Origin of the sequence: Brachyspira aalborgi, from assembly GCF_008016455.1 — a bacterium.
Lineage (GTDB): Bacteria > Spirochaetota > Brachyspiria > Brachyspirales > Brachyspiraceae > Brachyspira > Brachyspira aalborgi.
Window position 1 is genome coordinate 1,434,055 of sequence record NZ_SAXU01000001.1, and the last position, 12,464, is coordinate 1,446,518.

A 12,464-nucleotide genomic window follows, 5' to 3' on the forward strand; every position below is an offset into this window, starting at 1 on the left:
GATATAAAAAAAAAAAAAAAAAGTCAAGTATTTTTTTAGTTTTTTATTAAATTTTATTTCATATTTATATAAAATATTACTTTATATAATATTAATTTATTTATTTTTCATATAGTCTTTTTAGTATTTCACAATGTTTTTAATATTTATGTAATCGTTATTGCAAGCGAACAAAACAATACAGATTTAAGAAAGCTAATTTTTAAAATTATAAAAATAAATTTTAAGAACAACTAACCTAACCTATTCCTTATTCACTCTCTTATTAAATCTATTTTGAGCGATTATTGGCGATTCAAATAAAGCCACTTTCACGGCTTCGATAACTTTATTTGAAATATCATTGTCTATAATCTCTCTTTCGCTTTTGCTAAAAGAAGATAAAACATAATCGTTGACTTTCTTGCCAAAACTAGGTCTGCCGATTCCAATTCTTATTCTAAAAAAATCTTCGCTTTGTAATTGAGCTATCAAACTTTTAATTCCGTTATGTCCGCCCGAACTTCCTCCTTTCTTTATCTTAAAAGTTCCAAAAGGTAAATCCATATCGTCATATATAACAAAAATATCTTCAACAGAAACATTAAAAAATTTAGAAATATAAATAGCAGATTCTCCCGAAAGATTCATGAATGTTTGAGGCTTAAGAAGTATATATTGAATGTCGCCTTTTTTTCCTCTTGCGCATAAAGATTTTTTTTTATGATTATCAAAATCAACCGACAAACTTTCCGCTATTTTATCAAGAATAATAAAGCCTATATTATGTCTATTATTTTTATATTCTTCGCCGGGATTTCCGAGTCCTATAACGAGTTTAGTCATGATATTTATTTTTAGCCGCTTTCGGAGATTCAAATAAAGCTATACAAGCGGCGTCAACTATTTCTTCCGATATGCTTTTTATATTTTTTCTCTCTTCTTTTGTAAAAGGAGCTAATAAAAAATCGGCAGGCTCTTCGTTTTTATCGGGCTTTCCTATTCCTACGCCTATTCTTGTAAAATTATCGCTCTTTAAAGAATCTTCTATACTTTTAATGCCGTTATGTTTAAGCGGTCCTTCTCTTGCTTCTTTGCTATTATAAATATCGTTTTCTTCTACTGCGGGAATAACTTTAAATTTTCCTACGGGTATATTCATGTCGTCATAAATTACGATAATATCGTCAACGGCTATTTTCATAAAACTTGCCATATATAAAGCGGCTTCTCCCGAAAGATTCATGAAAGTAAGAGGCTTTAATAGAAGATATTCCATTTTTCCATGCTTGCCTCTTCCAAATATCGTTTTCTTTTTTCTTATTTCCAAATCGACATTAAGCTTTTTAGCCATTCTATCTAACATCATATAGCCGACATTATGTCTATTATTTTTATATTCTTCGCCGGGATTTCCAAGTCCCATAACTAATTTCATCATTAAAATATACCTAATAAATTACTAAATTATGACGCTGGAGTTTCTTCTTTCTTATTTACATTTTCTTCTTCTTGAGTAGTGACAACCGTAACTACCGCTTTTGAAGAATCGCCCACAGGGTCAACGCCTTCTGGAAATTTAATATCGCTAATATGCAAACTGCTTCCAACTTTTAAATCGCTAACATCGACTATTAGTTCTCTCGGAATAGAATCGGGAAACGCTTTTATCGGAAGTTCGTATTCAACTTGCTCTAAAGTTCCTCCACCCAAACGAACGCCTTCGGGAATTCCTTCGATATGAATAGGAACAAAAGTTTTAATTTTTTTATTTCTGTCTATCTCATAAAAATCTATATGAGTAATAATTCTTTTAATTCCGTCTATTTGATAATCTTTTACCAAAACTTCTCGCGCTTTATCGTTTTCTATATCCAAAGTTATAATCGAATGCTGTCCCGCTAAAGAAAACACTTTATAAAATTCTTTTAATTCTACGGCTATAGAATATTCTTTTCCTCTTCCGTAAAGAGAAGCCAAAGCGTAACCTTCGTTTCTTAATTTTTTTCCGACACTTTTTGTTTTAGTGTCTCTTTGTAAAGCTTTAATAGTATAATTTTCGCTCATTTTTTACTTCCTTATAATTTTAAAAATAATTTTTTATTTATCAAATAAAACGCTTATAGACATTTCCGTATGTATATGTCTAATGGCGTCTGCAATTGCAGGAGCTACGGAAATAACTTCTATTTTATTTCCTAATCTTTCATTTATAACTTTTAAACTATCCGTTATATAAAGTTTTTCTATCTCGCTTGCGTTAATTCTCTCGTAAACATCGCCCGAACAAACTGCATGCGTTATAAATACGAATATTTTTCTCATACCAGATTGTTTTAAAGCGTTAATACTTTTTATAAGAGTGCCTCCCGTATCTATTATATCGTCAATAATAATAGCGTCTTTTCCTTTAACATCTCCTATAATATTCATTACCTCGCATTCGTTGGCTCTGTCTCTTCTCTTATCTATAATAGCTATATCAAGTTTCAAGGCTTTAGCTATCAATCTTGCCCTTCCTATTCCTCCAATATCGGGAGAAACTATTATAGAATTCGATATATCCAAATCTTTTCTTATTTTCTCTAAAAATATATTTTTAGATTGCATATGGTCGACTGGTATATCAAAAAAACCTTGTATTTGAGCCGCATGCAAATCTAAAGATAAAACTCTGCCTACTCCAGATTCGGTTAATAGATTCGCAACTAATTTAGCGGTTATAGGAACTCTCGGCTCGTTTTTTCTATCCTGCCTAGAATAACCATAATAAGGAATTACTGCCGTTATTCTTTTAGCGCTCGCTCTTTTCAAAGCGTCTATAATACAATAAAGTTCCATCCAATTTTCATTGCTTGAAGGTCTGCCCGTAGGTTGTATTACATATACATCCTTATTTCTAACGGACTCTCCAACTTGAACAAAAACTTCTCCATCTGCAAATCTACGAATCTCCATATCTCCCAATTTGAGATTCATATTTTTAACGACATCTTCGGCAAGTTTAGGATTCGCCGTGCCACTTAAAACAAGTATTTCATTTTCCATGCTCATTTCTACAATCCTAAATTTAAGCGGAAATATTGGGGTGGGAGGATTCGAACCCCCGAATAATTGGACCAAAACCAATTGTCTTACCGCTTGACGACACCCCAGCAATTGACTTAATTTAATTTTTAAGTTTGTTAATTATACTCTAAAAAAATATTTTTGTCAAGCATATAATAAAGGTTTAATAAAGCATATTTACTTTAATATTATATATGTTAAAATTACCAAAATAAAATTATTGGAGTAATTCATGGGATTTTTCACTAAAAAAATTGAAATAAAAAGCCCTATAAAAGGCAAATTAATCGACATAACGGATGTAAAAGACGAAGCGTTTTCAAGCAAAGCTTTGGGAGATGGAATGGCAATAATTCCCGCAGACGGAAAAGTTTGCTCTCCTATAGATGGCGAAGTTGTAACTATGATTGATACAAATCATGCAATAGGTTTGGAAACTAAAGGCGTAGAAATTTTAATTCATATTGGAATGGATACGGTTAAACTTGAAGGAAAACATTTTAAGTCGAATGTTAAAGAAGGTTATAAAATAAAGGCTGGAACTCTTTTAATAGAATTCGATAAAGAAGAAATTGAAAAAGAATACGATATAACATCGCCTATAATTATTTCTAATTTTACCGAATTAAAAGAATGCATTAAAACCGAACCGAGAGAAGTTAATGTTGGCGATTTAATTATGACGGTAATAAAATAATAATTTAAATAATTAAAGAGTAATAATGTTAAATATTATCGAACTAAACGATATTCAAAATATAGAATCAAAATATTATATGAAACCTATAATAGACGCTATTAATTTAGATATATCAAAAAATAATTTAAAATGGCATGAGGTTTTTGACAGACTTTATAATTATTTAGAAAACAATAAAGATACGGTAAAAGAACTTACTCAAAAAAGAGTTAAAGAAGGAAAAATTAAAAATTCAGAGCAAGCTATAAAAAGTATAGCGGGCGGAGCTTTTAGTAATCTCATTATTTGGGTATTCTTAAAAAACAAAGAAAATAATTATATAAAAGAGAATATTTTTATTACTTCAAATATTAGAAGAATAAAAGAATGGCAAAAATTATTTTTAATTAAAGTCGGAGAAGAAACTCAAAAACCAGATGTTGATTTGGTTATATATAGTTTAAACTCAAATAATGATTTAAATAAATGTCTTATTTTATCGCTTAAAACTTCTTTAAGAGAAAGAGCTGGACAAACTTATAAATGGAAATTATTAATGGAAATTGCAAAAGAAGAATCTAAATTAAAAGATAAATACGATATATCTTATAATCCTCCCGTTTTACCGTTGGTTTGTTTTGCTACGGTTAATTTTTATAATGAAATTAATAATCCGCAAAATAGAGGAATGTTTAAATTTTTCGATTGCGCTTTTATTGGTAAGAATATTGAAACAAAAGACTTTATTAAACCGTTAAGCTACATTATCGAATATGTTAATAAGGAACTTTCATGAATACGGTAAAGTCAAATAATTCCGTTTTAAATTATTATTCTAACGATAATATTGACAATATAAATTATAATTCAAAATATGATTTTAAGGGAGAATGTTATAATTCTTTATATCCTAATTTGCATAAATATCCCGCGACAATGCTGCCGCAAATCGGATTAGAATTATTAAAAGAGTTTAAAGCGAAAAAGACAAATTTATTAGACCCTTATTGCGGAAGCGGAAGTAGTTTTAGTAGCGGATTGGAATATGGAATTAAAGAATTTGTAGGATTCGATTTAAATCCTTTAGCGATTCTTATTTCAAAAGCAAAATTAAATTATATAGAAACCGATATTTTAAATAAAGAAAAAAATAAAATAAAAAATAAAATTATTAAAAAAAATTATAATTCAAATTATGAGATTTTAAAATCAAAAATTCTAAATAATATTAAAAATATAGATTTTTGGATAGAAAAGAAAACTCAAGAAGATTTAATTTTTATATATAGCGTTATTGAAAGTATAAAAAATAAACCAAATATTAAAAATATTTTTTTGCTTGCATTTAGCGAAACTTTAAGAGAGGCGAGCTATACAAGAAATAACGAGTTTAAACTTTTTAGAATGCAAAATTATCAAAATTATAAACCAGACGCTTTTTCTATATTTGCTCAAAAATTAGATTCTATCGTAGAAAATTATTTAAATATTTATAAGCCAAAATTAAAAAATATTAGTTTTCATTTATATAATTCGAGTTTTATTCCTTCAAATATAATGTTTGATAATATTCTAACAAGTCCGCCTTATGGAGATTCTAAAACCACCGTAGCTTACGGACAGTTTTCAACTTTCATTAACGAATGGCTTGGATTTGCAAATGCAAGAAAATTAGATTCTATTCTTATGGGAGGCAAAAAAGTTAAAAATCTTTATACTAAAGGAATAATTAAAAAATATATATTTGAAATTGAAAAAATAGATAAAAAAAGAGCTTTTGAAGTTTCAAGTTTTTATTTTGATTTGGAAAAGAGTATAAAATCTTTGATAAATTCTATAAATATAAAAGGGTTGTCTTTTTTCGTTGTAGGAAATCGCAGAGTAAAAAATATCGAACTTCCAACGGATAAATTTATCGCTCAATTATTTGAAGAAAATAATTTTAAGCATATAACGACAATAGAAAGAAAAATTTCAAATAAAGCTATGCCTATAAGAAATTCGCCTACAAATAAAATTGGCATTCTTTCAAATACAATTAATAAAGAATATATAATCGTATGCCAAAAAAATAAATAAATTCTATTACTATAGAATTATTTATAAAATAATTATTCGTTATAATCCTTCAATTTTCTGTAAAGCGTAGCTCTTTCAATTCCTAAAATTTTTGAAACTTGAGCTTTATTAAAATTATTTCGACTTAATAAATAATTAATATATTTTTTTTCAAGCTCTTCTAAAGTTAAATCTTTATCTATAGAAAAAATTTCTTCATTCGATTTCAACGCCCAATCGGGAATATTGCTTTCTTCTATTTTTCCATCTATGGACATTACAACCATTGTCTCTATCATATTTCTTAATTCTCTTACATTTCCTTCCCATTGAAGAGACGATAATATTTTATATACTTTTTTATCAACGGATTTAATTTCTATAGAATGAACGGCTGAAAATTCTTTAATAAAATTATCTATAAGAAGCGGAATATCTTCCCTTCTCTCTCTCAAAGGAGGCATTTCTATTTTTATAACATTTAATCTATAATATAAATCTTCTCTAAATTTTCCTTCTTTAATCTCTTCCGATAATTTTTTATTTGTTGCGGCTATAACTCTTATATCTACATTTATTGGAATATTTGAACCGACATGCTCGATTACTCTCTCTTCTAAAACTCTTAAAAGTTTAACTTGAACGGTTTGATTAATCTCTCCTATTTCATCCAAAAAAATTGTGCCTTTATTAGCCGCTTCAAATCTTCCGATTTTTTTATCAATCGCTCCCGTAAAAGCGCCTTTTTCATGTCCAAATAATTCGCTTTCCAAAACGCCTTCCGATAAAGCGGCGCAGTTTACCGTTATATAAGGTTGCTTCGCTCTGTCTGAAATTTGATGAATAGCGTTTGCTACAAGTTCTTTACCCGTTCCGCTTTCGCCTTCTATTAAAACCGTAGCCTTTGTTCTTGCAACCTGTTTTATCGCTTCGTAAACTTTAAGCATTTTTGAACTATGTCCAATCATTCCGTAAAAACTTTCATGATAATCGACTCTTCTCTCAAGGCTTTCGTTAGTTTTCTTTATATTTTTACTTTCCAAAGCTCGCGCTATTATTAAAAGCATTTTATCCAAATTAAAAGGTTTTGTCATAAAATCGTAAGCGCCTAATCTCATCATATCGACAGCGGTTTCAATATTTCCATGTCCCGTTAAAATTATTACGGGAATATGTTTGTCAAAATCTAAAACATCTTTTAAAAATTCTTCTCCCGTTTTTTCGGGCATTTTCAAGTCGGTAATAACCAAATCGATTCCGCCTTTATAAACTATATCGATTCCCTTATCTCCATTTTCCGCGGTTGCAACCTCATAACCTTCGTATTCCAAAGATTTTTTTATTCCGTCTCTTATATTTTTTTCATCGTCAATTATTAGTATTTTAGCCATTTAATAAATCCGTTTTTAAAAATTTTTGATTTTCTTGTAATAAAGGCAATTTTATTATAACTTCGGCTCCTTTATTATATTCGCTTTCTATATTAATATTTCCGTTATGAGCTTCGATTATTCTAGCGACATTTGTAAGTCCGAGTCCCGTGCCGTGTCTTTTTGTCGTAAAATAAGGCTCAAAAATTTTTGGAAGCATATCTTCTTTTATTCCGATTCCGTTATCTTTTACGATTATAAGCGCATAATTATCGATAGTTTTTAATTTTATTTGAATTTCTTTTTTATAATCTTTTTTATTTTTAATTTCCGCTTTTTCTAAAAGTGAATCAATCGCATTTTGTATAATATTTATTAAAGATTGTTTTATATATCTTTCGTCAATTCGCAATATTAAATTGTCTTTATCAAATTTAATTTCAATATTTATATTATTATTTTCAATTTCGTATTTCAAAAAATCTACTGTCGATAAAATTAAAGAGTTAATATTTATCTCTTCCAAATTAAGCTCCAACTTTCTAACCGAAAATAAAAAAGAATTAATAGTATCTTCGAGTCTTCCAATCTCTTCTTTAATAATAGCGCAATAATCTTTTAGCTCTAAAAAACATTGAGAAGAATTGTCGATATTTTTTTTAATAATTTTTTCAATAAGCTGAATATATATCGAAATAGAACCTAAAGGATTTTTTATTTCATGCGCGACACCCGCAGCCAAAGTGGTGAGAGAAGCCAACTGCTCGGCTCTTTTAAGTTTTTGAGAGTTTTCATAAGTTTGAGTTATATCGAAAGCTTTTATTAAAGTTCCTATTATTCTTCCGCTCTCTCCCAAAGGAAAAATATTTATTTGTAGTATTCTTTTATTATCTTCGTCTTTTAATAATTTTGTATTTGAATCATTTTCTTTAATAAGTTCCAAAATTATTTTTCCCGTTTCCGTTTCAGATAAATATTTTGAAAGCGGTTCGTTTTCAGAGTTTCTTGGAATTGAAAACAAAAAACATGCTTTTTTATTTATTCCTTGAATTATTCCGTTTATGTCGATTGAAATAATTCCTTCTTCCAAATTTTCTATAATAGTATTTTGAGAATAACATAAATCGGATAACCTTTCAAATATTCTTTTTTTTTCATTATCCGAAACTTTATCGAAACTCTTTAAAAATTTATCGAAAAATTGATTTGCTCTATTCATTTTTAAAGTATATTAGAAATATAAAAAACTTCAATATTAAATATTAGCTTCAGGAATTTGATTATTTTTTAATTTGTCTATAAAATTTCTTAATTCGTTTTTTGAAGTCGATTTTTTGCCGATTTTTCCTCTCTCTATTATTCTTTTAGTTCCAAGTCCTACAATAGTTTGAATATCTAATATAAAGCTAACAGTTCCGTCTCCTAAAATTGTAGCTCCCGATATTCCTTCCACTCTCGTTACTTTATCTTTAAGAGTTTTAATAACTATATCCTGCTCGCCAATTAAATTATTTACAAGCAAAGCGACTTTTTTATCTTCGGACGCTAAAATTACGGCATAATATGATTTTATATGACTTTCGTATCTTGTAGGAAGTTTAAATAATTCTTTAACGCTTAAAACATTTATAACATCTTCTCTTATTTTTATAACCTCCGTTCCTTCCAAATTCTGAATATCTTCTACTCCGATTTTTAAAGTTTCCGAAATGCTATTTATAGGAATTGCATAATATTCTTTTTCGGCATCGACTATTAAAGCCTGAATAATCGCAACAGTTAAAGGAATTCTCAAAAAGAAAGTAGAGCCTTTTCCTAATTCCGTTTCTATTCCGACAGTTCCGTTTATTTTATCCAAACTTTTTTTAACCACATCCATTCCGACTCCTCTTCCCGAAAGATTAGTCACTTTTGTCGCGGTAGAAAATCCCGGAGCGAATATATATTCAAGCATTTGTTTTTCGGTTAATTTTGCATCGGCGGATACAAGTCCTTTTTTAACCGCATTTTCAAATATTTTTTGAGGCGACATTCCCTTTCCATCGTCTGATATTTTTATTACGATTAAGTTTCCGTTATGCGATGCGTTTAAAGATATAGTTCCAACTCTCGGCTTTCCCGCTTTTTCTCTCTCTTCGGGCATTTCTATTCCATGGTCCATAGCGTTTCTAACAATATGAATCAAAGGGTCAACCAAAACTTCAATAACAGATTTGTCAAGTTCCGTTTCCTCTCCCGACATTTCTAATTTAACTTCTTTTCCCAAATCTCGAGATAAATCTCTTATTAAACGCGGAAATCTATTAAAGGTTTGAGCGATTGGAAGCATTCTTATTTTCATTACGGTTTCTTGCAAATCGTTTGTAACTCTTGTAAGAAGCTGATAAGAATTTCTGAATTTATCCAAAGTTTCTTTTAAATCTTCTTCCATTTTTACCATATCGATAAGTTTATTATTGAAGCCGTCTAAATAAGAATTTCTTAAATCTTTAATTTCTTTTTTATTCACATAATATTCAAGTTTTCTCAATATTTGAATTACGCTGTCTTTATAATATTTTCTTATATCGTTTATTCCGTATTCTATAATTTTTGTATAAGAGGTTAAATCGTCATCGTATTGCTTGTAAGAACTTTTATTTGTTACAAGCTCTCCGACTTGATTCATCATATCGTCAATTCTGTCGCTTTCAACTCTTAAAAAAGAACTCTGTCTTTCATGTTTTGCGTCTTTTTCGATTTTTGCTTGAGCTTGGGCTTTTTCTAAAGCTTTATTCTTTTTATCTATCAAGAATTTCTCATATTCTTCTAATATAAATTCTTCGATTTTTATCTCTTCGGTTATTTCGGGCAAAGTTATATTTTTTATTATGCTTTCGTCTTCTTCCGCAGTTTCTATAACATAAATTACATTTTGATAAAATTCGTCTCCTTCCAAATTTTGTAAAGAAGGAACGCTCGCTATAATATCTCCGCTATCTTTAAGTTCAACATAAACTTGCACTCCGCCTACAGTTTTCATTGGACTTTCGGCGTTAAATTTTACAAAAACTAATTTTGTTTTAAGTCCGTTTTCTATTCCTTCTCTTATAGAATCTAAAATATCGTTATCAAAATTTAAATTATCGTATTTGCCGCCTACAGAAACTGAAATAGAATTTTTATCGCTTTTAGTATTTACGCTTTCTGAAATCGCGCCGCTTAATTTTAAATTTTTAAAATTCTCCAAATTCTTTATTTCTTCTTCGATATTTCCCGAATATTCTTTTTCTTCGCTTGCGCCGTTTATAAGTTCTTTTAATATGTCTATGCCTTTTAATAAAATATCGATAGTTTTATCATCAACTTTTATTTGGTTATTTCTTATTAAATCGAGCAAATCTTCAAATCTATGCGCGTATTTTTGAGTGTCAAAAAGTTCAACCGCTCCAGCGCTTCCTTTCAAAGTGTGAACGGCTCTAAAAATTTCTTGTATCGCATCCGTGTTATTTCTGTCTTTATCCAAAATAAGAATATTCTGTTCGAGTCTGTCGAGCATGTCAAACGCTTCTTCAAAAAAATCTTTAAGAAGACTCTTTATATAATCATCCATTTTAATCCCTTTTATATAATCCTATTTATTTATTTTCGGAAAAAATAATAAAAAAATCTACATTTATATAAAATACATTTGCTTGCAATAATAATACTTTATAGTATAATGCAGAAAATATTAAATGTCTATATTAAATAAAAGGTAATTAAATATGCAATTATGTATAATAGGAACGGGCTATGTAGGATTAATTACGGGCGCTTGTTTATCGGAAATGGGGAATTATGTTATATGCGTTGATAATGACGAAGAAAAATTAAAAAAATTAAAAAACGGAATTACGCCTTTATACGAACCTGGACTTGAAGAATTAATACTTGCAAATGTTTCCGAAGGAAGATTAGAATTTACAAACGATTTAAATTATGCGGTTAAAAAATCTATCGCTTGTTTTATCGCGGTTGGAACGCCTTCGGGAGACGATGGAAGTTGCGATTTAAGTTTTGTTTTATCGGTTGCAAACGATATTGGAAAAGCTATGAGCGAATGCAATGAATATAAAATTATAGTCGACAAATCCACAGTTCCCGTTGGCACTCATAAATTAGTCGAAGAAGAAATTAAAAAGAATTATAAAGGAGAATTCGATGTCGTTTCAAATCCCGAATTCTTAAAACAAGGAGCCGCCGTTGATGATTTTCTTAAACCCGATAGAGTCGTTATAGGTTCAGAATCGGAAAAGGCTATAGATATAATGAGAGAAATTTATAATCCTTTTACAAGAACGGGAAATCCTATAATTATTATGGATATAAAATCTGCCGAAATGACTAAATATGCGGCGAACGCTTTTCTTGCCACAAAAATATCTTTTGCGAATGAAATGGCAAATATAAGCGAAAAAGTTGGAGCAAATGCGGATTTGGTTAGAATAGGAATGTCAAGCGATAAAAGAATCGGAAATCAATTTTTATTTCATGGTTTGGGTTATGGCGGAAGTTGTTTTCCTAAAGATGTTCAGGCTTTGATTAAAACCGCTTCGGATTTTGGAATCGATTCGGATTTATTAAAAGCGACTCATAAAGTTAATGTAAATCAAAGAAAAAATTTTGTGAATAAAATTTTGAAACATTATAATAACGATATAAAAAATAAAACTTTCGCCGTGTGGGGACTTTCTTTCAAACCAAGAACAAACGATATGAGAGAATCGCCCGCAATAACAATTATAAATATGCTTTTGGATAAAGGCGCTAAAATAAAAGCTTATGACCCTAAAGCTATGGAAACTGCAAAAATTATTTTTGGCGATAAAATAGTTTATTCTTCAAATTCTTACGAGGCTTTAGAAAATGCTGACGCCCTAATTTTGATAACGGAATGGAACGAGTTTAAAAGACCAAGTTTTGATAAAATAAAAAGCAAACTTAAAGAGCCGATTATATTTGACGGAAGAAATCAATACGATAAAAAGAGAATGAACGAAAGAGGAATAAAATATATTTCTTTAGGCGTAGCTGAATAACTTAATTCTAAATATTTAATCTATTTTAATTATAATATTGTAAATTTTATTTAAAATCTTAAATATAAATATTAAATTTTATTTATTCAAATCTTTCGGATGCGAGCGGATTTCGGGAAAGAAAATTATTTAAATATTCTTTAATAACTTTATTTTATAAAATATGGACGGCAATAATAAGAATAAGGAATTATCCGCAAAATATATTTAAAATCAGCATTACAAAAACAAAAGAGCATATATTCGTAT

11 protein-coding genes and 1 tRNA gene are annotated in these 12,464 nt (G+C 29.0%); 4 read left to right on the forward strand and 8 right to left on the reverse strand.

Going from position 1 to position 12,464, the window contains the following annotated elements; genetic code table 11:
• Nucleotides 1–243: 243 nt before the first annotated feature.
• From pth (EPJ79_RS06440) to EPJ79_RS06460, 5 genes are all read right to left on the reverse strand, one after another.
• Nucleotides 244–825, reverse strand: a complete 582-nt coding sequence (gene pth / locus EPJ79_RS06440) for an aminoacyl-tRNA hydrolase (protein ID WP_147738870.1) — start codon at nt 823–825, stop codon at nt 244–246.
• Complete coding sequence (pth, locus tag EPJ79_RS06445) at nt 818–1,420, reverse strand: aminoacyl-tRNA hydrolase (RefSeq protein WP_147527042.1); 603 nt, start codon at nt 1,418–1,420, stop codon at nt 818–820. Before pth (EPJ79_RS06445) ends, pth (EPJ79_RS06440) begins: the two co-directional genes overlap by 8 nt.
• A 26-nt stretch (nt 1,421–1,446) precedes the next feature.
• On the reverse strand, nt 1,447–2,046 hold the full coding sequence (locus EPJ79_RS06450; RefSeq protein WP_021958867.1) for a 50S ribosomal protein L25: 600 nt from the start codon (nt 2,044–2,046) through the stop codon (nt 1,447–1,449).
• Nucleotides 2,047–2,079: 33 nt separating this feature from the next.
• Nucleotides 2,080–3,033, reverse strand: coding sequence for a ribose-phosphate diphosphokinase (locus tag EPJ79_RS06455; protein WP_147527041.1), 954 nt, complete (start codon nt 3,031–3,033; stop codon nt 2,080–2,082).
• Between the two features lie 29 nt (nt 3,034–3,062).
• Nucleotides 3,063–3,134: transfer RNA gene (locus tag EPJ79_RS06460), tRNA-Gln, on the reverse strand.
• 146 nt (nt 3,135–3,280) lie between these two features.
• On the opposite strand from EPJ79_RS06460, the gene EPJ79_RS06465 reads away from it, so the two are divergent.
• From EPJ79_RS06465 to EPJ79_RS06475, 3 genes are read left to right on the forward strand one after another with little or no spacing between them, the layout of a single operon-like run.
• Nucleotides 3,281–3,745 (forward strand): PTS sugar transporter subunit IIA, encoded by a 465-nt coding sequence (locus EPJ79_RS06465; protein WP_021958119.1) that lies wholly within the window; start codon nt 3,281–3,283, stop codon nt 3,743–3,745.
• A gap of 25 nt (nt 3,746–3,770) precedes the next feature.
• Nucleotides 3,771–4,523: a BsaWI family type II restriction enzyme gene (locus EPJ79_RS06470; protein ID WP_147738871.1), complete on the forward strand. Its 753-nt coding sequence runs from the start codon at nt 3,771–3,773 to the stop codon at nt 4,521–4,523.
• Nucleotides 4,520–5,806 carry a modification methylase gene (locus tag EPJ79_RS06475; protein ID WP_147738872.1) on the forward strand — a complete coding sequence of 429 codons (1,287 nt, stop codon included), beginning with the start codon at nt 4,520–4,522 and terminating at the stop codon, nt 5,804–5,806. Before EPJ79_RS06470 ends, EPJ79_RS06475 begins: the two co-directional genes overlap by 4 nt.
• Before the next feature lie 32 nt (nt 5,807–5,838).
• Here EPJ79_RS06475 and EPJ79_RS06480 read toward each other — a convergent pair whose 3' ends face one another.
• Genes EPJ79_RS06480 through EPJ79_RS06490 form a run of 3 tightly spaced genes read right to left on the reverse strand, consistent with a single transcriptional unit; the run spans nt 5,839 to nt 10,747 of the window.
• A complete protein-coding gene (locus EPJ79_RS06480) occupies nt 5,839–7,176 on the reverse strand; it encodes a sigma-54-dependent transcriptional regulator (protein WP_147738873.1) in 1,338 nt (445 codons plus the stop codon).
• Nucleotides 7,169–8,374, reverse strand: coding sequence for a sensor histidine kinase (locus EPJ79_RS06485; protein ID WP_147738874.1), 1,206 nt, complete (start codon nt 8,372–8,374; stop codon nt 7,169–7,171). The genes EPJ79_RS06480 and EPJ79_RS06485 overlap by 8 nt, the downstream gene beginning before the upstream one ends.
• A gap of 36 nt (nt 8,375–8,410) precedes the next feature.
• Nucleotides 8,411–10,747, reverse strand: a complete 2,337-nt coding sequence (locus EPJ79_RS06490; RefSeq protein WP_147738875.1) for a chemotaxis protein CheA — start codon at nt 10,745–10,747, stop codon at nt 8,411–8,413.
• A 154-nt stretch (nt 10,748–10,901) separates the two neighbouring features.
• Between EPJ79_RS06490 and EPJ79_RS06495 the strand changes: the two genes are divergently transcribed.
• The gene (locus tag EPJ79_RS06495; RefSeq protein ID WP_147738876.1) at nt 10,902–12,215 is read left to right on the forward strand and encodes a UDP-glucose dehydrogenase family protein; all 1,314 of its coding nucleotides are present in this window, start codon (nt 10,902–10,904) and stop codon (nt 12,213–12,215) included.
• The last annotated feature ends 249 nt before the right edge of the window (nt 12,216–12,464 follow it).

Bases quoted from the DNA above. Each gene is read 5' to 3' on its own strand.
- EPJ79_RS06495 (WP_147738876.1), top strand. From the start codon at position 10,902: ATGCAATTATGTATAATAGGAACGGGCTATGTAGGATTAATTACGGGC.
- pth (WP_147527042.1), bottom strand. From the start codon at position 1,420: ATGATGAAATTAGTTATGGGACTTGGAAATCCCGGCGAAGAATATAAA.
- EPJ79_RS06450 (WP_021958867.1), bottom strand. From the start codon at position 2,046: ATGAGCGAAAATTATACTATTAAAGCTTTACAAAGAGACACTAAAACA.
- EPJ79_RS06470 (WP_147738871.1), top strand. From the start codon at position 3,771: ATGTTAAATATTATCGAACTAAACGATATTCAAAATATAGAATCAAAA.
- EPJ79_RS06475 (WP_147738872.1), top strand. From the start codon at position 4,520: ATGAATACGGTAAAGTCAAATAATTCCGTTTTAAATTATTATTCTAAC.
- pth (WP_147738870.1), bottom strand. From the start codon at position 825: ATGACTAAACTCGTTATAGGACTCGGAAATCCCGGCGAAGAATATAAA.
- EPJ79_RS06455 (WP_147527041.1), bottom strand. From the start codon at position 3,033: ATGAGCATGGAAAATGAAATACTTGTTTTAAGTGGCACGGCGAATCCT.
- EPJ79_RS06485 (WP_147738874.1), bottom strand. From the start codon at position 8,374: ATGAATAGAGCAAATCAATTTTTCGATAAATTTTTAAAGAGTTTCGAT.
- EPJ79_RS06465 (WP_021958119.1), top strand. From the start codon at position 3,281: ATGGGATTTTTCACTAAAAAAATTGAAATAAAAAGCCCTATAAAAGGC.
- EPJ79_RS06480 (WP_147738873.1), bottom strand. From the start codon at position 7,176: ATGGCTAAAATACTAATAATTGACGATGAAAAAAATATAAGAGACGGA.
- EPJ79_RS06490 (WP_147738875.1), bottom strand. From the start codon at position 10,747: ATGGATGATTATATAAAGAGTCTTCTTAAAGATTTTTTTGAAGAAGCG.